The sequence below is a fragment of the Streptomyces chromofuscus genome (genome assembly GCF_015160875.1).
GTDB lineage: Bacteria > Actinomycetota > Actinomycetes > Streptomycetales > Streptomycetaceae > Streptomyces > Streptomyces chromofuscus.
Window position 1 is genome coordinate 7,344,115 of record NZ_CP063374.1, and the last position, 19,806, is coordinate 7,363,920.

Annotated in this window: 19 protein-coding genes and 1 pseudogene; 9 read left to right on the top strand and 11 right to left on the bottom strand. The window is 73.6% G+C overall.

Translation table 11 applies throughout. The features are described from left to right. Window positions 1-50 precede the first annotated feature (50 nt). The 5 genes and pseudogenes from IPT68_RS32940 (at window position 51) to IPT68_RS32960 (ending at window position 5,106) form a co-directional block, all read left to right on the top strand. Window positions 51-1,076 (top strand): LacI family DNA-binding transcriptional regulator, encoded by a 1,026-nt coding sequence (locus IPT68_RS32940; protein WP_189700067.1) that lies wholly within the window; start codon window positions 51-53, stop codon window positions 1,074-1,076. Window positions 1,077-1,239: 163 nt separating this feature from the next. After that, the gene (locus tag IPT68_RS32945; protein ID WP_194074036.1) at window positions 1,240-2,541 is read left to right on the top strand and encodes an alpha/beta fold hydrolase; all 1,302 of its coding nucleotides are present in this window, start codon (window positions 1,240-1,242) and stop codon (window positions 2,539-2,541) included. A gap of 90 nt (window positions 2,542-2,631) precedes the next feature. After that, window positions 2,632-3,375: a PIG-L deacetylase family protein gene (locus tag IPT68_RS32950; RefSeq protein ID WP_189700065.1), complete on the top strand. Its 744-nt coding sequence runs from the start codon at window positions 2,632-2,634 to the stop codon at window positions 3,373-3,375. 85 nt (window positions 3,376-3,460) lie between these two features. Continuing rightward, a pseudogene (locus IPT68_RS32955) lies at window positions 3,461-4,290 on the top strand (pentapeptide repeat-containing protein). A gap of 90 nt (window positions 4,291-4,380) precedes the next feature. Then, window positions 4,381-5,106, top strand: coding sequence for a DUF2470 domain-containing protein (locus IPT68_RS32960; protein WP_189700064.1), 726 nt, complete (start codon window positions 4,381-4,383; stop codon window positions 5,104-5,106). Here the strand turns inward: IPT68_RS32960 and IPT68_RS32965 are convergent. The 4 genes from IPT68_RS32965 to IPT68_RS32980 all read right to left on the bottom strand — a co-directional run bounded on the left by IPT68_RS32965 (window position 5,074) and on the right by IPT68_RS32980 (window position 9,401). After that, window positions 5,074-6,270 carry a lactonase family protein gene (locus IPT68_RS32965; protein WP_189700063.1) on the bottom strand — a complete coding sequence of 399 codons (1,197 nt, stop codon included), beginning with the start codon at window positions 6,268-6,270 and terminating at the stop codon, window positions 5,074-5,076. The two genes, IPT68_RS32960 and IPT68_RS32965, sit on opposite strands and share 33 nt — an antisense overlap. Before the next feature lie 157 nt (window positions 6,271-6,427). Beyond that, window positions 6,428-7,465 (bottom strand): hypothetical protein, encoded by a 1,038-nt coding sequence (locus IPT68_RS32970; protein ID WP_189700062.1) that lies wholly within the window; start codon window positions 7,463-7,465, stop codon window positions 6,428-6,430. Between the two features lie 46 nt (window positions 7,466-7,511). Then, window positions 7,512-8,765 (bottom strand): FUSC family protein, encoded by a 1,254-nt coding sequence (locus tag IPT68_RS32975; protein WP_189700061.1) that lies wholly within the window; start codon window positions 8,763-8,765, stop codon window positions 7,512-7,514. Between the two features lie 141 nt (window positions 8,766-8,906). Continuing rightward, a complete protein-coding gene (locus IPT68_RS32980) occupies window positions 8,907-9,401 on the bottom strand; it encodes an FBP domain-containing protein (RefSeq protein ID WP_189700060.1) in 495 nt (164 codons plus the stop codon). Window positions 9,402-9,756: 355 nt separating this feature from the next. Here IPT68_RS32980 and IPT68_RS32985 point away from each other — a divergent pair, with 355 nt between their 5' ends. Both IPT68_RS32985 and IPT68_RS32990 read left to right on the top strand, forming a co-directional pair. Beyond that, window positions 9,757-11,046, top strand: a complete 1,290-nt coding sequence (locus IPT68_RS32985) for an ROK family protein (protein ID WP_189700059.1) — start codon at window positions 9,757-9,759, stop codon at window positions 11,044-11,046. A gap of 82 nt (window positions 11,047-11,128) precedes the next feature. Continuing rightward, window positions 11,129-11,401 carry a hypothetical protein gene (locus IPT68_RS32990; protein ID WP_189700058.1) on the top strand — a complete coding sequence of 91 codons (273 nt, stop codon included), beginning with the start codon at window positions 11,129-11,131 and terminating at the stop codon, window positions 11,399-11,401. 19 nt (window positions 11,402-11,420) lie between these two features. On the opposite strand, the gene IPT68_RS32995 is transcribed toward IPT68_RS32990, so the two are convergent. The 3 genes from IPT68_RS32995 to IPT68_RS33005 form a co-directional block, all read right to left on the bottom strand. Next, entirely contained in the window at window positions 11,421-12,449 is a 1,029-nt protein-coding gene (locus IPT68_RS32995; protein ID WP_189700057.1) for an SDR family oxidoreductase, read from the bottom strand. Window positions 12,450-12,794: 345 nt separating this feature from the next. Continuing rightward, on the bottom strand, window positions 12,795-13,457 hold the full coding sequence (locus tag IPT68_RS33000; protein ID WP_189700056.1) for an HAD family hydrolase: 663 nt from the start codon (window positions 13,455-13,457) through the stop codon (window positions 12,795-12,797). Between the two features lie 159 nt (window positions 13,458-13,616). Beyond that, window positions 13,617-14,651, bottom strand: a complete 1,035-nt coding sequence (locus IPT68_RS33005; RefSeq protein ID WP_189700055.1) for a PHP domain-containing protein — start codon at window positions 14,649-14,651, stop codon at window positions 13,617-13,619. A gap of 222 nt (window positions 14,652-14,873) precedes the next feature. Here IPT68_RS33005 and IPT68_RS33010 point away from each other — a divergent pair, with 222 nt between their 5' ends. Together IPT68_RS33010 and IPT68_RS33015 are read left to right on the top strand one after the other, a co-directional pair. After that, window positions 14,874-15,683: an SDR family oxidoreductase gene (locus IPT68_RS33010; RefSeq protein ID WP_189700054.1), complete on the top strand. Its 810-nt coding sequence runs from the start codon at window positions 14,874-14,876 to the stop codon at window positions 15,681-15,683. A 78-nt stretch (window positions 15,684-15,761) separates the two neighbouring features. Further along, window positions 15,762-16,004 (top strand): hypothetical protein, encoded by a 243-nt coding sequence (locus IPT68_RS33015; protein ID WP_189700053.1) that lies wholly within the window; start codon window positions 15,762-15,764, stop codon window positions 16,002-16,004. Here IPT68_RS33015 and IPT68_RS33020 read toward each other — a convergent pair whose 3' ends face one another. The 4 genes from IPT68_RS33020 to IPT68_RS33035 form a co-directional block, all read right to left on the bottom strand. After that, complete coding sequence (locus tag IPT68_RS33020; RefSeq protein WP_189700052.1) at window positions 16,005-17,261, bottom strand: glycoside hydrolase family 16 protein; 1,257 nt, start codon at window positions 17,259-17,261, stop codon at window positions 16,005-16,007. Between the two features lie 129 nt (window positions 17,262-17,390). Next, the gene (locus IPT68_RS33025; protein WP_228040664.1) at window positions 17,391-17,837 is read right to left on the bottom strand and encodes a VanZ family protein; all 447 of its coding nucleotides are present in this window, start codon (window positions 17,835-17,837) and stop codon (window positions 17,391-17,393) included. 655 nt (window positions 17,838-18,492) lie between these two features. Continuing rightward, window positions 18,493-19,155 (bottom strand): DUF4230 domain-containing protein, encoded by a 663-nt coding sequence (locus tag IPT68_RS33030; protein WP_189700051.1) that lies wholly within the window; start codon window positions 19,153-19,155, stop codon window positions 18,493-18,495. A gap of 126 nt (window positions 19,156-19,281) precedes the next feature. Continuing rightward, a complete protein-coding gene (locus IPT68_RS33035) occupies window positions 19,282-19,734 on the bottom strand; it encodes an anti-sigma factor antagonist (RefSeq protein WP_189700050.1) in 453 nt (150 codons plus the stop codon). Window positions 19,735-19,806 lie beyond the last annotated feature (72 nt).

The window sequence follows — 19,806 nt, forward strand, 5'->3', positions numbered from 1 at the left end:
AGTGTGAAGCCCCTCCCGTCGCCCCCTGTTCTCCTGGAGGTCGCTGCCTGATGGCCCAGTCGGTGGGTATCAAGGACGTCGCCCGCGCCGCCGGCGTCTCCGTGGGCACGGTCTCGAACGTCATCAACCGGCCGGACACGGTGGCCACCGAGACCCGGGCGCGCGTGCAGTCCGCCATCGACCGGCTCGGCTACGTCCGCAGCGAGTCCGCGCGCCAGCTGCGCGCGGGCCGCAGCCGCATCATGGGTCTGCTGGTCCTGGACATGGGCAACCCCTTCTTCGTCGACGTGGCGCGCGGCGCCGAGCGCGCCGCCCGCGGGGCCGGCCTGGGCGTGATGGTGTGCAACAGCGCCCAGGACCCGTCGGAGGAGGCCGAGTACCTCTCGCTCTTCGCCGAGCAGCGGGTACGCGGCGTGCTGCTCACCCCGGCCGACGCGACCGGCCGCAACATCGAGGGCTTCCGCCGCCACAACATCCCCTTCGTCCTCGTCGACCGGGTCGCGGAGGGCGCCACCGAGTGCTCCGTCTCCGTCGACGACGTGGCGGGCGGCGCCCTCGCCGTACGCCATCTGGTCGACGCCGGGCACCGGTCCATCGCGTACGTCAGCGGCCCGCCCGGCCTCAATCAGGTCCGCGACCGCCGCACGGGCGCGCTGAACGCCCTTGCCGAGGCGGGTCTCGGTCCCGGCGCGCTGCGTGAGCTGCCCACCGAGCGGCTCGACGTCGCCGCCGGTCGGGACGCCGGCGCCCGGCTGCTCGGCCTCGCCGACCGGCCGACCGCCGTCTTCTGCGCCAACGACCTGCTCGCGCTCGGTGTCCTGCAGGCCATGTACGCGGCCGGTGTCGGCGTCCCCGACGACCTCGCCATCGTCGGTTACGACGACATCGAGTTCGCCGCCGCGGCCGCCGTGCCGCTCACCTCCGTACGCCAGCCGGCCGTCACGATGGGCGCGATGGCCGCCGAACTCCTGCTGGAGGAGACCGAGACGGACAACGGCGGGCCCCGGCACGAGCACCGCCGGGTGGTGCTCCAGCCGGAGCTGGTGGTGCGCCGCTCCAGCCTGTCCGGCCGCTGAACCGGCGCCGCCCGGACGGCGCACTGACCCGTCCTTCAGCACCACAGGATCCAGCCACTGAACCGGCGTTCAGCAGTCGTTCATGATCCCCGGCGGTGGCGGGCGGCCGGCGATGTGCTGAACTGGGACGCGGCCAGCACCGTCGTCCGCCCCGGGAGCCCTGTTGAGCGTCAGCTACCGCCAGCCCGGCGTCGTCCTCACCGACCGCCACTTCACCGTGCCCCTCGACCACGACCACCCGGCGGGCGGGACCGTCGAGCTCTACGCCCGTGAGGTCGTCGCGAGCGACAAGGCGGGCCAGGACCTGCCCTGGCTGCTCTACCTCCAGGGCGGCCCCGGCTTCGGGGCGAATCGTTTCGTCGGAAAGCAGGCCTGGCTCGGGCGGGCCCTGAAGGAGTACCGCGTCCTCCTCCTGGACCAGCGCGGCACCGGTCACTCCACCCCCGCCAACCGCCAGACGCTCCCGCTGCGCGGCAGCCCCGAGGAACAGGCCGCCTACCTCACGCACTTCCGTGCCGACGCGATCGTCCGCGACTGCGAGGCGATCCGGCCCGAGGTCACCGGCGGCGCGCCCTGGACCGTGCTCGGCCAGAGCTTCGGCGGCTTCTGCGCGGTGCACTACCTGTCGACCGCCCCCGAAGGCCTCGCCACCGCCGTCATCACCGGCGGCCTGCCCTCCCTCGACGCGCACGCCGACGACGTCTACCGCGCCGCCTACCCGCGCATCGAGCGCAAGGTCACCGCCCATTACGCCCGCTACCCGCAGGACGTCGAGCGGGCCCGCCGGATCGCCGACCACCTGCTCACCCACGACGTGGTCCTGCCGAACGGCTACCGGCTCACCGTGGAGGCCTTCCAGTCCCTCGGCATCCTGCTCGGCGGCAGCGAGGGCAGCCACCGGCTGCACTACCTGCTGGAGCACGCCTTCGTGCGCACCCCGGGCGGGACGGTCCTGTCCGACGCGTTCCAGGAGGAGGCGCAGGCCCTGCTGTCGTACGCCGGGCACCCGCTGTACGCGCTCGTCCACGAGGCCTGCTACGGCCAGGACCACCGGCCCACGGCCTGGTCGGCCGAACGGATCCGCGCGGAGTTCCCGCAGTTCGACGCGGCCAAGTCGCTCGCGGGCGACGGACCGGTGCTGTTCACCGGAGAAACGATCCATCCCTGGATGTTCGACTGCGACCCGGCGCTGCGCCCGCTGCGCGAGACCGCCGAACTCCTCGCTGCCCACACCGGCTGGCGGCCCCTGTACGACCCCGCGCGCCTCGCCGCCAACGAGGTGCCGGTCGCGGCGGCGGTCTACCACGACGACATGTACGTGGACACGGCCCACTCGTTGCGGACCGCCCGCGCCGTCCGGGGCCTGCGCACCTGGGTCACCGACGAGTTCGAACACGACGGCGTACGGGCGGGCGGGCCCCGGGTCCTGGACCGGCTGCTGGCGCTGGCCCGCGACGAGGCCTGACGCCGACGGTCGGACAGGCCCCGGTGCCCCGGCAGGCAACGTCCGGCTCGTCGGGCAAACGTTGCCTGCCGGGGCCCTAGGCTGCCGGGTATGACCGAGCCGACGACCCCTCAGCTCCAGCCCATGCCCGACGACTGGCGGCGTGCCCTCGCCGTCGTGGCGCACCCGGACGACCTCGAGTACGGCTGCTCGGCGGCGATAGCCGCCTGGACCGACGCCGGCCGCGAGGTGGCGTACGTCCTGGCCACCCGCGGCGAGGCGGGCATCGACACGCTGGACCCCGTGCGGTGCGGCCCGCTGCGCGAGCGCGAGCAGCGGGCGAGCGCGGCGGTCGTCGGTGTGTCGGAGGTGGAGTTCCTCGACCACCGGGACGGTGTCGTCGAGTACGGCACCGCCCTGCGCCGGGACATCGCCGCGGCCATCCGCCGCCACCGGCCCGAGCTGGTGATCACCCTCAACCACCGGGACACCTGGGGCGGCGTCGCCTGGAACACCCCCGACCACGTGGCCGTCGGCCGGGCCACGCTCGACGCGGCGGGCGACGCGGGCAACCGGTGGATTTTCCCGGAGCTGGCCGAGCGCGGCCTGAAACCCTGGAACGGCGTCCGCTGGGTCGCGGTCGCCGGCTGCAGCGCCCCGACGCACGCCGTGGACGCCACGCCCGGCATGGAGCGCGCGGTGCGCTCGCTGCTCGAACACCGCGCGTACATCGAGGCGTTGACGGACGAGGACCCGGAGACGTACGTGCGGAACTTCCTGACCGGATACGCCGGGAGCACGGGGGAGCGGTTCGGGGGCCGGCCCGCCGTGGCGTTCGAGCTGTTCACCCGCTGAGGCCCCATGGACTCCGGCCGCCGCGGCCGGTCCGCCCGGCAGGGTGGTCGGCGGGTGACGCCGGGCCGGTCATTAGGCTGAGGGGATGCACGATCATCCCGGCGGCCTCGCCGACCTGCGCGGAGACTGCGCCAACTGCTTCGGCCTGTGCTGTGTGGCCCTGCCCTTCGCCGCCTCGGCGGACTTCGCGCTCGACAAGGGCGCCGGCACGCCCTGCCCCCACCTGCGGGGCGACCACCGCTGCGGCATCCACGGCGCGTTGCGGCGCGAGGGCTTCACCGGCTGCACGGTCTACGACTGCTTCGGCGCCGGACAGCGGGTCTCGCAGGTCACCTTCGGCGGACAGGACTGGCGCACCGGCTCCCGGGAGCACGCCCGGCGGATGTTCGACGTGTTCCCCGTCGTACGGCAGTTGCACGAGCTGCTCCGGTACCTCACCGAGGCCCTCGCCCTGCCCGCCGCCCGCCCCGTCCAGGCCGAGCTGCGCCGTTCCCTCGAGGACACCGAACGGCTGGCGCGGCGCGGTCCGGAGGAACTCGCCGCACTGGACGTCGCCGCCCACCGTCAGCAGGTCGACGTCCTGCTCCTGAAGGCCGGCGAGCTGGCCCGGGCGGGCACGCGGGGCCGGAAGAAGGCCGCCGGGGTGCGGACCTGGTGGGGGCCCGGCTCAAGGGCGCCGATTTGCGCGGCGCGAACCTGCGCGGTGCCTGTCTCATCGCGGCCGACCTGACCGGCGCGGATCTGCGCGGCGCGGAGCTGATCGGCACGGACCTGCGCGACGCCGACCTCACGGACGCCGATCTGACCGGTGCGTTCTTCCTGACCCAGCCTCAGCTCGACGCGGCCCGGGGAACGGACGGAACCCGGCTGCCGGAGTCGGTGTCCCGGCCCCGGCGCTGGACCGCCCTTCACTGACGCACAGGAAAGCCCGCGGGCACTCCTGGTTGGCGTGCGCCCGGATCTCCGATAGGTTAGGTGAGCCTTACCTAATTAGGAGGAACTGGGATGGGTGACAGCCAAGCCTGGACGGCCGCGCCCGCCGCGGCGGAACAGGCCCGATCGGTGCTCGCCACCTCGTGGTCGTGCGCGGTGACCGCGGAGGGCGTGCGCGAGGAACTCGTCGGCACGCACACCGTGGAGGGGGACGGCCGGATCCTCCTGCACGTGCCGGACGACAGCGCCCTGCTCGCGGCCACCATCTGCGCGCCCCGCGGCGAGCCGTCCGCCGTCCTGGAGTTCGCCGACGTCGCACCCGTTCCGATGCGCAACCGCATCCGGGCCCGGCTCTGGCTGGCCGGATGGTTCACCCTCGAGAAGGGCCACCTCGCCTTCCGGGCCACCCGGGTGGTGCTGCGCCGGCCGTCCGGCGCGCTGGTGATCGACCTCGACGAGTTCGCCGCCGCCGCGCCCGACCCGCTGGCCACCGCCGAGGCACGGCTGCTCACCCACCTGGCCGAGGCCCACCCCGACGCGGTCGAGCGGCTCACCCGGCTCGTCGAACCCGGCAGCCTGCACGGCGTGGTGCGCGTCCAGCCGCTCGCGGTCGACCGGCACGGACTGACGCTGCGTATCGAACGGCGCCGCGCCCACGGCGACGTACGGCTGGCCTTCCACACGCCCGCCGACGGCGTCGCCCAGCTCACCGAACGCATGCACGTGCTGCTCGCGCAGGCGAGTGCCGCCTCCTGCCCCTGCGCGCTACAGCGGCAGCGCGCAGACGGCGACGGGTGAGGCGAACGGCTCGCCGGCCAGGCGCAGTTCGCCGCTCTCGGCGTCCACGTGGAAGACGCTGACGCTGCCGGACCGCTGGTTCGCCGCGAACAGCAGCCGTCCGTCCGGCGAGAGGGCGATCTGCCGGGGGAAGTCGCCCGCGACGGGCACCGTGCCGAGCAGCCGCAGCCGGGCGCCGTCGGCCTCCACCGCGTAGCGGGCCAGGCTGTTGTGGCCCCGGTTGGCGAGATACGCGTACGAGCCGTCGGTGGTCACCAGGAGCTGCGCCGGGTAATGGGTGCCCGGGCCCGTCCCGGTGGGCTGCGGCTCGCCGATCGTCAGACGCCCGGTCGCCGGGTCGTACGCGCACACGGCGACGGTGTTGTCGACCTCGTTGGCCAGATAGGCGTGCCGGCCGCCGGGGTGGAAGGTGAGATGGCGCGGACCCGCGCCCGGCCGGGTGTGCGCCCGCGCGACCTCGCGCAGCGTGCCCTTCCGCTGGTCGAGGCGGTAGGTGTAGACGGTGTCCGTGCCGAGGTCGACGGCGAGGACGTGGCGGCCGTCCGGGCTCGCCGCGAACTGGTGGGCGTGCGGGCCCTCCTGCCCGGGTCCCGGCGCCGGGGTGAAGTGCGCGACCAGGTCGGTGCGCTCGCCGAGCGCGCCCGACGCGCCGATCGGGTGCACGGCGACGCTGCCGGAGGTGTAGTTGGCGCTGAGCAGCCAGCGACCGCTCGGGTGCACGGACAGATGGCAGGGGGCCGCGCCTCCCGTGCCCCGGCTGCCGAGGATCTTGCGGTCGGCCAGCCGCACGGCGGTCACGGCGCCGTCCTCGCGCTCGCTCACGGCGTACAACGTGCGGCCGTCGGGGTGCACCGCCAGATACGACGGGTCGGCCACGCCGGTGAGAGTGCCGGCCCCGGTCACACGGCCCGTCGCCGGATCGTAGGTCGCCAGGGCGATGCCGGTACCGCCCCCCTCGACGGAGGTGTAGGTGCCGAGGTAGAGCGGGCGGGGACCGGACGGCTCGCCCGCGGGAGTCGGTGCGCCGGGATCGGCCGACGCCTCGGGGGCCTTGGCGGCCGGCCGGGTACCGCAGGCGGCCGACGCCGACAGCGCCGTCCCCGTGACGGCGCCGACGAAGCGCCGCCTGCTCCAGCCGCCGCCGGCCCGCGCACCCCTGCTCATCTCCGCACCTCAGCTCGTCGCCCGCCCCGGGACCCGTCGACGGTCCCGGACGTGACAGCCACCTTGGCGCGGATCACCCGTCCTGTGCAACGCGGCAACAGACGTTGCCGGACGCACGGCAGCGGCCGCGGACCACCGGACGCGCGGCAGCCGCGGGCTACCAGTCGCCGTCCGTGACCGGCCAGCCCGGCGCGAGGGGCTTCACCTGCGGCGGCGTGGGCTCCTGCCAGGGCTCGTGGTCGTCACCGAGCCAGTCACCGACGGGCTTGACGGCCGACAGCGTGTCCGGGGCGGCGAGATCCTGAGCGTCCTGGTCGTAGTAGTCGAACCAGGGCAGACCCGCGCGCGTGTACGCCGCCCGGTCCACGGGCGACGGCGGGGGAGCCTCGCCGGTGATCCGGCGCCACTCCGGCGGCGTCACCAGGTGGACGAAGACCCGCCCGGCCGGCCCCTGGGCCCAGTCCGTGAGCGGCCGGTCGTCCCGGTAGACCTCCTGGCGCATCGAGCCACCGACGCCGAGTCCCATCGCGGCGGCGGCCCGGGGCGGACCTCCGGGGCGGGCCGCCCCCGGAGTCGCCATCGGCGCGGGCGGGGCCCCGAAGTCGAGGCCGCCGGGGACTGGGGGCATCGCCGGGGGCCGCAGCGCCCTGCTCCGCTGCTCCTCGCGCCAGGCGGCCAGCGCCGCGTCGTTCAGCGGGAACGACTGCAGCTGCACGCCGCCCCAGACCTCCTCGCCCGTGACCTGCCCCTCCACGGTCGCGCCGAGGCCCAGCGGCACCGCCACGAACTGGCGCACGGTGCCCTTGCCGGAGTTGATGCCGTCCAGCCACGGCTGACGCGGCAGCACGACGTAGTTCTGCGGGTCCCGGGCGAGCCGGTCGCTCCACGGCCGGCCCGAGACCGCGCACACCTTGCCCGCACCGACCTGGAGGGCCGCCGGCTCGGCCGTACCCGCGAAGCTGAGCCACATCGCCTCGCGCAGATACACCGGCAGCATCACGCCACCGCGCGCCCGCCACTGCTCGGGCACCGTGTCCGCGTAGTCGGCGACCCGCCGGACGGGGAACTCGCCGAGGCCGGGCGGCAGGGGGTGGGTGCCCGTCTCCGGCAGCCGCAGCGTGCGGATGAAGCGCACCGCCACACCGCCCGGCAGCCGCAGGGTGTTTCCGTCGATCCATACCGCGGTGTTGCTCATCCGCACGCCCCCTCGCGACCGGCGCCGGCTTCGCCCCGGCGCTCTCTCACCGAGAACGCCTGCCGGCCCCGGTGCGGTTCCGCCACAGCTGCTCCTGAACGCCCAGCCGCTCGCGCACCCGGGTCAGCCGCGGCATGCGCTCGCGCTGCTCACGGGTGTGGCGGTCGAGTTCCTCCAGCAGCCGGCGCGAGCGGTGCTCGGTGTCCAGTTCGTCGAGGATGCGGTTGACCTCGGTGAGCACGGCGCCGTACAGCTGCCACTCGCGCGCGTCCCGCCTGACCTCCCCCAGCAGCAGCTGGGCCAGCTTGTCGCGGGTGGCCGCGGCCGCGTGCAGCTCCGCGGCGAGCCGGTCCTCCGCCGACTCGGCGCTCGCGCTGACGCTGGTGGTGACCAGCACCGCGAAGCTCACCACGGCGTCGCCGATCTCGGACAGCAACTGCTCCACGACGGAGCCGGTCTCGTCCTCGAACAGGGGCTCGGGATCGCGCGCCTTCGCCAGGTCCGTGAGCGTGCGCGCCAGGACCCGCAGCACCACCGTGCAGATCTCCAGGGTGTCCAGGCCCGTGCGCAGGACCACCCGGTTCAGCAGCCCCTCCCGTACCCGCGGATTCAACCGCAGGCTGTCCTCGGCCTGGCGCAGCGCGGCGTCCACCCGCACGATGTCGTGGTCGAGCCGGCGCGCCTCGTGCAGGCGCTCGGCCGCGTACTCGACGGGCGTGCGGCCTCCGGCCTCCTCGCCGACCCGCAGCATCAACTGCCGCATCCGACGGGCCAGCCCTTCGATGGACTCGCCCGCCTCGCCCACCCACACAGGCGGCGCCAGCAGCAGGTTGCAGGAGAGGCCGACGACCGCGCCGATCAGCGTCTCGACGATCCGCGCCCAGGCGGTGTCCCCGACGCTGGTGACGCCGAGCACCAGCATCGCGCTGATCGCCACCTCGGGTACGTACTCGTCGACCCGGACCAGGTGCCCGACGGCCAGCGCGGCCAGGATCACCAGGGCGAGGCTCCACCAGGTCAGGCCCACCAGCAGACTGAACGCGATGGCGACGAGCACGCCCGCCACCACGGAGTTCACGCGGCGGACGCCGTTGGTGAGGGTGGCGTACAGGGTCACCTGGACGACCAGCAACGCGGTCAGCGGCGCTGTCAGCGGGGCGGCCTCGGGACTCAGGCGCAGGGCGATGACGTACGCGATGGTGGCCGCGAACGTCGAGCGCAGCGTCTGGACGACCACGGGGTCACGTACCCACTTCGTCAGGCGCGCACGGTACGCCGACCAGTTTCGTTCGACTCGCATCCCTTGGCCTGTTCCCCGTCACCTGGGGCATCGAACGTATCGCCGGTATCGGCCAGTGCAGTGCAGTACCAGCCGGTGTCGTCCGGCCGTGGCTGAACACCCCGGTCCGCGCCCGTGCTCGGGCCGGTCGGCCGGGAGGCCTCAGGCGGACAGCTTGTCGAGGAAGGCGTACAGATTGCCCGTCGTCCGGGCGATCTGTTCCTCCAGAGTGAGGCTCTCCTCGAAGCGCGCGCCCGATTCGGAGATCTTCTTCCCGCGGACGTAGAGGGAGCAGGCGAGGTCGGTGCACATGTACACGCCGACGGAGTTGCCCTCGCGGCCCGCCGCTCCCGCCTTGCGCGCGGTCATCAGGGAGACGCCGCCCCTGGGGTGCGCGGTCAGGCAGAGGGAGCACAGACTCCGGTGCAGATAGCCGCGCCGCGGCGGAGGGAAGCGCAGGGTGACCCCGGTGAGCCGCCCCTCCCGCTCGGCCACGAGACAACTGCGGTCGGGCGCCCCGGGATCCCGCCAGCCCAGGAAGTCCAGGTCGTCCCAGGGCAGGTCGGCGAGATCACGCGGCACGGCCAGGCGTTTGGCCTCTCCCTTCGAGCAGTTGACGAAGGAGTCGCGGATCTCCCGCTCGGTGAGCGGCTGCATGGGGAGCCTCCTGGGGCGTTGCCGGGCGCGGCGGTCGTCGGTGCGCCCGCCCAAACCTAGGGTTCATAGGTTTTTGCCTACAGTAGGAAGTCGACAGGTGATGGAGCCACCGAATTTCCCCACAGGCGGAGCGAGGTGGGGAAAGCGCCGACGGCGACGGTGTAGGGGCGGCTCCGGGTGCCAGGCATTCCGTACCCTGTACCGGAAGCGCGCCCAGGTGTCGACGTGAAGCCCGCCGTAGCGGTCGCCGAGTGTCGCCCCGCTTAGCTCAGACCCTGAATTAAGGGTTGGAGTAATATCCACTCGGTGGCCCGGGCCGGTGCGGCCGGGTGGGGCAGGGTTCGGAAGGAGCCACATGGCGGGGCGGAACGGGCGCACGGTGCGTGACCTCAGGCGGGCCAACCGGACGGCCGTGCTGCAACGACTCTACTTCGACGGCCCGCTCAGCCGCTTCGAGCTGGGCCCGGCGACCGGACTGAGCTCGGGCTCCGTCAGCAACGTCGTCGCCGACCTGGTCGCCGACCAGCTGGTGGAGGAGGCCGGCAGCGTCGACTCCGACGGCGGCCGGCCGCGCACGCTGCTGCGGGTGGCGCCCGGCAGCGGCCACATGATCGGCGTCGACGTCGGCGAGACGCGGGTGCGCATCGAGTTGTTCGACCTCACCCTCACCGAACTCGCCCGCACGGAACGGCCCCTGGAGCACCAGCGGTACGACGTCGAGGTGATCGTCGGCCACATCCGCGACGGCGTCGCGGAAGTGCTGGCCGCCGCGGACGTGGCTCCCGAGCAGCTCCTCGGCGTCGGGATCGGTGTCCCCGGCATCGTCGAACGCACCCCGGACCGGGGCGCCGTGGTGCACGGCCAGACGATCGGCTGGGACGCGGTCCCGCTGGAGGCGCTGCTGCGCTCCACCTCCCGACTCCCCGAGACCGCCGCGTACTTCATCGACAACGGCGCCAAGACGCTCGGCCAGGCCGAGATGTGGTTCGGCGGCGGGCGCGGCGCCCGCAGCGCGGTCGTCGTCCTGTTCGGCTCCGGCGTGGGCGCCTGCCTGGTCACCCCCGAGGTGGACCACGGGCGGGCCGTCGAGTGGGGCCATCTGACGGTACGCGTCCGGGGACGCCGCTGCCGGTGCGGTGCGCTCGGCTGCCTGGAGGCCTACGCGGGCGCCGAGTCGCTGCTGGAGCGCTGGCGCGAGGAGGGCGGGCGACCGCCCGGGGGCACCGACGAGGAGACCGCGCTCACCGCGATGCTGGCCGCCGCCTACCCGACCGGGGGCGGTGCGGCGGACCCGGCGGCGCTGGCCGTGCTGGAGGAGACCGCCGAGTACCTGGGCGCGGGCCTGTCCGACCTGATCAACCTCTTCCAGCCGGAGCGGATCCTCATCGGCGGCTGGGCGGGCCTGCAGCTGGGCGCCGGGTTCCTGCCCGCCGTACGGCGGCACGCGGCGGCGTACGCCCTGCGGCATCCGGCCGAGAAGGTCACCATTGAGCTGGGACGGCTCGGCCCCGACGCGGTGACCGTCGGTGCGGCGATCCTGCCGCTGGCCGACTTCTTCGCTCGCGGCGGCCGCCGCCCGGACCCCGTACCGCAGGGGCCGCCGCCGGCCTGGCGCGCGGTCCTGGAGGAGCGGGCGCCGCGCTGAGCGGGCGACGTCCACGACGTGCGGTTTCGCGACCGTAGCCGGAGGTACTCGCATGCCTCGGACGCCACGAAGGGAGTACGTCGTGACCGACCACCGTCATGAGGAGCCGGGCCGCAGTCCCGAGCCCGTACCGCGTGACCTGCCCGACCAGCAGGCGGTCCCGGACGAAGAAGATCCTTGGGAGGTGTCCCCGGCCGAGGAGGCCGAGGACACCGAGGGTGCACAGGGCGTCGAACGGGACGAGGCCCCCGCCGACGTCCCGGACGTGGACGAGGCGGGCTCGGGCCGGCAGGGTGCCCCCCGGTCGGCCACGGTCCACCCCGAGCACCCGGGGCCGGACGAGTCCCCCGACTGACCGGCCGGCCTTCGGGGACTCAGCCCACCTTCCGCGCGCGCAGCGGCTCCGTCTCCGCCCCCGCTCCCTGCTGGAGGCCCTGAAGGAACTCGGTGATCACCTCGGTCGCCGTGCGCGTCGGGCTCCAGCCCAGTTCGGTGTGCGCGCGCGTGCAGTCCATCAGCGGCAGCCGCAGCACGGCGTCGAAGAGGTGCGGTGAGGCCGGCAGCAGGTGCAACCCCCACGCGGCGGCGATCGCCGAGCGGGCCGCGGTCCTCGGCAGCCGGACCGGTCGGCTGCCGAGCAGCTCGCCCAGCAGTTCGGCGTCGACCGGCGGATCGGCCGCGAGGTTGAAGGCGCCCCGCACGTCCGAGTCCACCGCGAGCCGGTACGCCCTGGCCGCGTCGTCGGTGTGCAGCGCCTGCACCCGCAGTCCCGGGACGTCCGGCAGGAACGGCAGCAGCTCGGGACGCGCCAGCGGTCCCGGCAGGAACCTGCCGCCGAAGATCCGCCGCTGCTCGCTCGCCGACTCCCGCTTGAACAGGAACGCCGGCCGCATCCGCACCACGCGGACGCCGGGATGGTCGCGTTCGAAGATGTCGAGGGTGCGTTCCAGATAGGCCTTCTCCCGGCAGTACGCGGCGTCCGGCCAGCCGTGCGTCGGCCAGGACTCGTCCACCGCCCGATCCTTGGGCCCCGGTGAGTACGCGCCCACCGAGGAGGCGTGGACGAGCGTCGGCACGCCCGCGGCGGCGACCGCGTCGAACACCTGGATGCTGCCCAGCACGTTGGTGCGCCAGGTGATCGCCGGATCGTGCGTCGGCTGGAAGGCCCAGGCCAGATGGATCACCGCGTCGGCCCCGAGGAACTCCTTGACGAGGTCGGCCTGTTCGGACGCCACGTCCACCGCCGCCCAGTCGGTCTTCGGCGGCGACCACTCGGGCAGCCGCCGCGCCAGGCCGCGTACCGACCCGACCCGCGGATCCTCGGACAGGAGACGCACCACGCTGGTACCCACGTTGCCGGTGGCGCCCGTGATCACGATCCTGCTGCCCGCTTCGCTGCTCACGTTCGGCTCCTCTCGGGCGTGCTCCTGAGGTGGAGGGCACCGAGTACCCGGCAGCGGCGGCTCGCACGCGTACGGAGCGGACCTCGAGCCCGCGTACCGGAAGACCCCTGCCGCGGGCAGGAGAAAGCCCCGGCCGGACGGGGGATTCCGGTCGGGGCGGCACTGGGGTGGGCGCGGATGGCGGTCGCCTCTCGGCGAAGGGCTCCACAGGGCTTCAGCCGAACGATCGTCCCTGTGGGCGAAAGGTGAGGCCCGGGGACACTGTCCCATCCGCACCCACGAGTTGTTCAACAGGCAACCGTCCTCGGGTGTTCCGTCGCTCGCCGCACAGCGCGGTGATGTACGTCACTCACCGGTCGGGTTCAGCTCGGGCAGGGACGCCAGCAGATGAGCGGGGTCGTCGAAGACGGCGTCGGCGCCCGCCTCCTCCAGGTCGGCCCGCGGAATCCCGCCGCACAGCACCCCCACGCACCGCACCCCGGCCCGGCTGCCGGCCCGCATGTCCCACACGGTGTCGCCGACGAACACGGCCCGCTCGGCCGGAACCCCGGCGAGTTCCAGGGCGTGTTCGACAGGCTCGGGCGCGGGCTTGCCCTCCTCGACGTCGTCCGCGCTTGCCGTCGCGGTGATCGCCTCGTCCGCGTCGAGCGCGCGGCGCAGCGCGGTCAGCTCCGCGCCGCCCGCCGAGGTCGCGAGGACCACGCTCCAGCCGTCGTGGTGCAGCCGGCGCAGCAGCCGTGCGGCGTCGGGCAGCGCGGGCAGCCGGTCGAAGTACTGCCCGTAGAGGACCTTGTGGGCGGTGCTCAGCTCGTCGTCCCGGTCCTTGTCCCGGTCGTCACCGAGCAGGTGCGCGATCAGGTCCGACGAACCCAGGCCCACCGCCCGGTGGATGGCGTGCATCGGGACGTGGTGGCCCGCCTGCCGGAAGGCCTCCCACCAGGTCGCGACATGCAGATGGTTGGTGTCGACGAGCGTTCCGTCGACGTCGAACACGGCGGCGCGATCCATGGCGGTCCTTCCGCTCCCTTCCTCGTCGGGCCCAGGGCCCTCAGGGCCTCATCGGCCCACGTCAGCCCCAGTGACCGGCGTCTGCGTTCGGTCAGCCGTATCGGCTCTCGTCAGTCACTCGAGTACCACGAGCACGGGCGGCCAAGCAGACATCGGGTCTCATCCCACCCCGGCCGGTACGCGACCCTCGCGTGTCCAGGCCAGCAGTTCGTCGGCCGACCAGGCGGTCACGACTCGTTCCGCGGGCACGCCGCACTCCTCCGCGCGGGCACAGCCGTTGATCTGCCAGTCCAGCTGCCCCGGCGCGTGCGCGTCGGTGTCGATCGAGAAGAGCACGCCCGCCGCCAGCGCCTGCCGCAGCAGCCGGCGGGGCGGGTCGAGCCGCTCGGGGCGGCTGTTGATTTCCACGGCCGTGCCGGACTCGGCGCACGCGGCGAACACCTCGTCCGCGTCGAACGCCGACTCCGGCCGCCCTCGCCCGGTCACCAGCCGTCCGGTGCAGTGGCCGAGGATGTCGGCGTGCGGATCGCGCACGGCCCGCACCATGCGGCGGGTCATCGAGCGGGCGTCCATGCGCAACTTGGAGTGCACGGAGACCACCACGACGTCCAGCCGGGCGAGCAGCCGGGGGTCCTGGTCCAGCGAGCCGTCCTCCAGGATGTCGCACTCGATGCCGGTGAGCAGCCGGAACGGCGCCCACGTCTCGTTGAGGGCGGCCACCACGTCCAGTTGCTCGCGCAGCCGCTCCGCCGACAGCCCGCGCGCCACCGTCAGCCTGGGGGAGTGGTCGGTGAGCGCGGTCCACTCGTGGCCGAGCCCCGCGGCCGCGCGCCCCATCTCGTCGATGGGGCTGCCGCCGTCCGACCAGTCGGAGTGCACATGGCAGTCCCCGCGCAGCCGGGCCAGCAACCGCTCCCCGCCCCGCACCGGCCGCTCCCGCCCGGCCTCGTCCTCCAGCTGCGTCAGGTAGCCCGGCACCTGCCCGGCCAGCGCCTCCCGCACCACCTGCGCCGTCTTCGGCCCGATGCCTTTGAGGGACTCCAGCGAACCCGCCGCCACGCGCGCCCGCAGTTCGTCCTCGGGCAGGTCGGCGACCACACGTGCGGCGGTGCGGAAGGCGCGGACGCGGTACGTCGGCGCCAGCGACCGCTCCAGCAGGAAGGCGATCCGGCCCAGTGCCTCGACGGGATCCATCGCCACCTCCTCGAAAGTCACCCTCCAGGGTTCCCCAGCCACAGGGGGGCCGCACGGCGAGCTTCGATGCCGCGGCGGGGTCCGAGTGCCGGGTTCCGGGCCGGGCGGTGCCGTGCGGGAAGGCCGGTGGCGGGGCCGTGCCTCGGCGGCGGGACGGTTTGTCCGGTACGCGTCGGGGTACTGCGATGCCTCGTCCTGTACGTCGTCCAGCCGGAGGCCTTCATGACCGCCCCCACCGCACCCCACCCCGAGGTCGCCCTGATCACCGGCGCCGACTCCGGCATCGGACGCGCCACCGCCGTCCGGCTGGCCGAGGCGGGGCTGGACGTCGGCATCACCTGGCACAGCGACGAGAAGGGCGCCGAGGAGACCGCCGAGGAGGTGCGGGCCACGGGCCGGCGGGCGGCCGTCGCCCGGATGGATCTCACGCGGCTGCCCGAGGCCGCGGACACCGTCGACGAGCTGTGCGAGACGCTCGGCCGGCTGGACGTCCTGGTCAACAACGCCGGAACGGGCACGGCCACCCCCTTCCTCGACCTCGAGCTCAGCACGGTGCGCGAGGTCCTCGACGTCGATCTCGTCGGCCCGTTCCTGTGCGGTCAGCGGGCGGCGCGGCACATGATCCGGCAGGGCGACGGGGGCCGGATCGTGAACGTGACGTCGGTGCACGAGCACCAGCCGCGGGTGGGCGCCGCGCCGTACTGCGCCGCCAAGGGCGGCCTCGGCCTGCTCACCCAGGTCATGGCCCTGGAGCTCGCCGAGCACGGCATCACCGTCAACGCCGTCGCCCCCGGCGAGATCGCCACACCGATGACCGGGCATGAGGACACGGACGTGCGCACCGAACGGCGCCCCGGCGTGCCGCTCGGCCGGCCGGGCGACGCGCGCGAGGTCGCCGCCGTGATCGCCTTCCTCGTCGGCCCGGACGCCTCGTACGTCACCGGCGCCTCCTGGAGCGTCGACGGCGGCATGCTCCGCATGGGCCCGCAGGCGGGCTCCCACCTGACCACGGACGACTGGCGGCGCCCCTGAAGCCCTTGCGGGCCCCCGGGCGCCGCCCCGGCCGCCGCGGGGGGCGGTGATGGCCGGATCCGCTCTACGCTCTATGTCATGACCGAAATCGCGAGCCCCTACATCTCCCACCCGCGGATCATGGTGCTCGGCGTCCAGCCCGGCAGTCCGCCCTTCCGCATCGTGGAGATCGACGGTGAGGTGGTCGGTGCGGCGCGGGCCCTCACCGACGTCCTGGAGACCGCCGCAGCCTTCGGCATCACGGTCCACGACCTGGACGACCCGGACGTGGTGCGCTGGGTCGGCGGCGACAAGTTCACCTGGACCCCGCGCAGGCGTTGATCACCCGACGGTCCACTTCTGGTTCGCGCCGCCCGTGCAGGTCCAGATCTGCAGCCGCGTGCCATTGGCCGCGTTGTTGCCGGTGACGTCCAGGCACTTGTCGGCCTGGGGGTTGACGATGTCCCGCGCCGCCGTGACGACCCACCTCTGGGCGGCGGTGCCGTTGCAGTCCCACAGCTGGACGGCCGTCCCGTCCGCCGTGCCGCCGCCCGCGACGTCCAGGCACTTGCCGAGCGCCCGGATCGTCCCGTCCGGGCCGACGGTCCAGCGCTGCGCGGCGGTGCCGTTGCAGTCGTAGAGCTGGACGGGGGTGCCGTTGGCGGAGTCGGCCCCGGCGACGTCCACGCACTTGCCGGCCAGTCCCCTGATCGCGACGCCGGTCGCCGAGTCGCTCGTGGTCACCGACACGTGGTCCACCAGGAGCTGCTGGGGGAAGACGGTGGACCCGTCCGGGTCGCCCGGCCAGTAGCCGCCGACCGCCAGGTTCAGGATCAGGAAGAAGGGCTTGTTGAACACCCAGGCCCGCCCGCCGAGGTCGGCGGGTGTCCGGCGCTGGTACACGGTGCCGTCCACGGACCAGGTGATGGAGTCGGGCGCCCAGTCGACGGCGAAGGTGTGGAAGCCGTCCGCGAAGGCCTGCCCGTTCGGCAGCGTGTACGCCGCGCCGATGCCGCCGGAGCCGGAGTAGCCCGGACCGTGGATCGTGCCGTGCACCGTGGACGGCTCGAAACCGACGTTCTCCATGACGTCGATCTCGCCCGAGTTCGGCCAGCCGACCTGCCCGAGGTCGTTGCCGAGCATCCAGAACGCCGGCCACATGCCCTGCCCGCGCGGGATCTTCATCCGGGCCTCGACGTGCCCGTACTGCGCGGTGAACTTCCCGGCGGTGTTGAGCCGCGCCGAGGTGTACTCGCAACGGCCGTACCAGCACTGGTAGTTCGCCGGGTTCTCCCGCCGGGCGGTGATGACCAGACGGCCCTGGCCGTCGAGCGCGGCGTTGTTGGTGCCGGACGTGTAGTACTGCCGCTCGTGGTTGTTGACGTTGTCGCCGGTCTCGATCTGCCACTTCGAGGAGTCGACCGCCGCGCCGGCGGGGCCGTCGAAGGTGTCGGAGAACGTGACGGCCTGGACGGCGGCCGGCTCCGCCCGCGTGTCGGCCGGCTCCGCCTGGGCGGGCGCGGCGACGGCGGCGGAGGCGAGCAGTGCGGCGGACAGCGCGCCGAGCAGGCATCTGCGGAGCAGTCGTGGGGAAGCCACGGCCTTCCCTTCCGTACGGCGCTCCGCGCACGGGAGCGCCGACTGAGGTGGGGGGTGAAGGACTCCCCTTGATTCAAGAGATGAGGTAAGAGTCCGTCAATACCTTGGACTGGACCAGGACTCCGGCCGTCAGTGCCGCGCGTGCACCGTCCGCCCGAGCCGGCGCCCCACCAGCAGATACCCGGCCAGCGCACCCGTCGTGTTGAGGATGACGTCGTCGATGTCGAAGGCGCGGCCCGTGATCATCGCCCCCTGTGCCAGCTCCACCGTCAGCATCACGACCGCGGTGAGCAGTGCTACCCGGAGGATTCCCCGTGAGCGGGGCGCGAGTACCGGTACCAGCACACCGAAGGGCACCCCGAGCAGCAGGTTGCCGCCGATCTGCTTCACCGCGTCGCGCAGTTGCGGCTGGTCCAGATAGGCCCGCAGGGAGTCGCCCGGACGCAGGTTGCTGTGCGTCAGCGCCTCGGACGCGGGGGAGGGCTGCAGGGTCAGCCGGGCCAGCACCACGGCGAACGCCACCATGAAGGCGAAGGCGCACGCCATGGCCAGCGCCCGGCCGATCAGGGAGGACAGCGGCCGCCGCTCCCTCGGCTCCCGCCGCGCGGCGGGCTTCGACCTGGCGGCGCGCCTCGACTCGCCCGCGGACTTCGGCCCGGCGCCGAACCTCCACCGGGTGGAGGGCTTCTCCTTGGCTCCGGGCTTGCCCTTGGCTCCGGGCCTCCACCTGGCGCCGGGCTTCCACCACGCGGAAGACCTCGCGGATCCGTCGGCGGGCCGCGGACGCGACAGAACACGGGACAGCAGGGCTGCACGGGCCACTCGGTCCTCCTCCAGAGTTCAACTTGCCTGCGCCTAAAGGCGGTTACCCCCGGATACGGCAGAGATGCGGTGCGGATTCGTCGACGCGTGGCGACCCGGGAAGCCCGCGGACACGGCTGCCCGACGACCCGGCGTAGACGCCCTCGCGGTGGCCGTGGGGCCGGCCTCGTGGGCCGCGCCCGGTGCGCTGTGGCCGGCCCTGGTCACCGCGATCGACGCGCTGCAGCTCGCCGTGGCACCGCCGCGACCGTGGCCGCTCCGGCGGCGCGCGCCGCGTGAGTACCGGACGGCGAACGGCCGGCCGTCGTGGCGGCCATGACGCGGGCGGGGACCGGCGGCGACGGTGGGCCGCCGCCGACGTGGGCGGCTGCGCCGTCGCCCCGTGCCGCCCGGCGTCCTCGCCGCGTCGTCAGGTTCCGTACGTGACCTTGACCTCCTTGAAGCCGAGGGACCCCAGGAGTCCTTCGAGCATGTCGGTGGTGTTGCTCTCCGCGCGCGCGGTGAGCTCGCTCTCCTTCGCCGCGTCCCGGATGTGGCGCACCGCGAGCTGCTGCACGGCCTGTTCGCCGTTGGGGTTGTCCGAGAACAGGTCGCCGAGCCGGTCGAGCAGCCCGCGCTGCTTGGAGACGGCGTAGGAGCGGTCGGGGTCGAGGGCCGGCTCGCCGAGTGCCGCGTGCGGCAGTCGCAGCGTTGCGGACGTGCGGTCCTCGTCGACCGTCACGTCGTCCTCGCCGACCTTGCCGAGGTCGACGTAGGCGTCGACGGTGCCCGCCCCGACGTACAGGGTGCGGGTGCCGCGGACGGCGTCGGGCAGGTACTTGGCGTCCTTCTCCAGGTCCACGACGACCTGGAAGTTGCCGGAGGCGGCGTCGTAACGGCTGATGTCCTGGATGGACTTGAGCAGGGCCGGCCCCGAACGGTCGTGCGTCTCCGTGCCGAACAGGTCCTTCAGGCCCGGCAGTACGCTCAGCCGGATCCCGGCGAACAGCACGACGAGCACCAGGACGACGGCGCTCAGCGCCTTCGCCCAGCCGGGCATGCGCCGGGGGAGGCGCTTCGTGGAAGTCGTCATTCGACGGTCCTCCTTCCTGCTCTCCTCCATGCCCGCCAAACTCCGCGGCAGTCCCGTCGGTTGACCGATGTACGACCGTTGCGGGTGCCGGAGGGGAGACGGGGGAGCGCGCCGGCGTGCCGGGGCTCAGACCGAGGGCGTCCGGGGCTGCCGCAGGGCCTCGTCCAGCGTGGGCAGCGGCGGCAGCACCCTGTGCAGCCCGGTGACCCGCAGGACGCGCAGGGTCATCGGGTGGGCGCACACCAGGTGCAGCCGCCCGTCGTGGTCGGCCACCCGGCTGCGCGCCCGGTACAGCAGCCGCAGTCCGGAGCAGTCGAAGAACTCGACCGGGCTGAGGTCGATCACGATGCGGGCCCCGGGCCGCGCCGTCACGTCGTCCAGATGGGGGAGGATCTCCGCCGCCGCGGCGATGTCGATCTCCCCGCGGAACTCCAGGACGGTGTGGCCCTGCTCCCGGTGGACCCGCAGATGCCGGGTGGGCGGCGCGGCGTTCCGTTCCACCTCGACCACCCCTCCCACCGGCACCCGTGGGCCCCAACTACGGGACCCACTCTGCAAGTTACCCCCGATGGGAAGCATTCCAGCATGTTCGATTGACATATGTCTTCGAAATGCGACCGAGTTTCTTCGCGACGTGAGCGAAGTGCGACG

What these genes read in the sequence shown, in the direction of transcription:
- IPT68_RS32960 (WP_189700064.1), top strand. Translation starts at nt 4,381, where the DNA reads ATGGGTGACAGCCAAGCCTGGACGGCCGCGCCCGCCGCGGCGGAACAG.
- IPT68_RS33005 (WP_189700055.1), bottom strand. Translation starts at nt 14,651, where the DNA reads ATGGATCCCGTCGAGGCACTGGGCCGGATCGCCTTCCTGCTGGAGCGG.
- IPT68_RS32985 (WP_189700059.1), top strand. Translation starts at nt 9,757, where the DNA reads ATGGCGGGGCGGAACGGGCGCACGGTGCGTGACCTCAGGCGGGCCAAC.
- IPT68_RS33000 (WP_189700056.1), bottom strand. Translation starts at nt 13,457, where the DNA reads ATGGATCGCGCCGCCGTGTTCGACGTCGACGGAACGCTCGTCGACACC.
- IPT68_RS32950 (WP_189700065.1), top strand. Translation starts at nt 2,632, where the DNA reads ATGACCGAGCCGACGACCCCTCAGCTCCAGCCCATGCCCGACGACTGG.
- IPT68_RS32980 (WP_189700060.1), bottom strand. Translation starts at nt 9,401, where the DNA reads ATGCAGCCGCTCACCGAGCGGGAGATCCGCGACTCCTTCGTCAACTGC.
- IPT68_RS33010 (WP_189700054.1), top strand. Translation starts at nt 14,874, where the DNA reads ATGACCGCCCCCACCGCACCCCACCCCGAGGTCGCCCTGATCACCGGC.
- IPT68_RS33030 (WP_189700051.1), bottom strand. Translation starts at nt 19,155, where the DNA reads ATGACGACTTCCACGAAGCGCCTCCCCCGGCGCATGCCCGGCTGGGCG.
- IPT68_RS32965 (WP_189700063.1), bottom strand. Translation starts at nt 6,270, where the DNA reads ATGAGCAGGGGTGCGCGGGCCGGCGGCGGCTGGAGCAGGCGGCGCTTC.
- IPT68_RS33035 (WP_189700050.1), bottom strand. Translation starts at nt 19,734, where the DNA reads ATGCTTCCCATCGGGGGTAACTTGCAGAGTGGGTCCCGTAGTTGGGGC.
- IPT68_RS32940 (WP_189700067.1), top strand. Translation starts at nt 51, where the DNA reads ATGGCCCAGTCGGTGGGTATCAAGGACGTCGCCCGCGCCGCCGGCGTC.
- IPT68_RS32975 (WP_189700061.1), bottom strand. Translation starts at nt 8,765, where the DNA reads ATGCGAGTCGAACGAAACTGGTCGGCGTACCGTGCGCGCCTGACGAAG.
- IPT68_RS33015 (WP_189700053.1), top strand. Translation starts at nt 15,762, where the DNA reads ATGACCGAAATCGCGAGCCCCTACATCTCCCACCCGCGGATCATGGTG.
- IPT68_RS32970 (WP_189700062.1), bottom strand. Translation starts at nt 7,465, where the DNA reads ATGAGCAACACCGCGGTATGGATCGACGGAAACACCCTGCGGCTGCCG.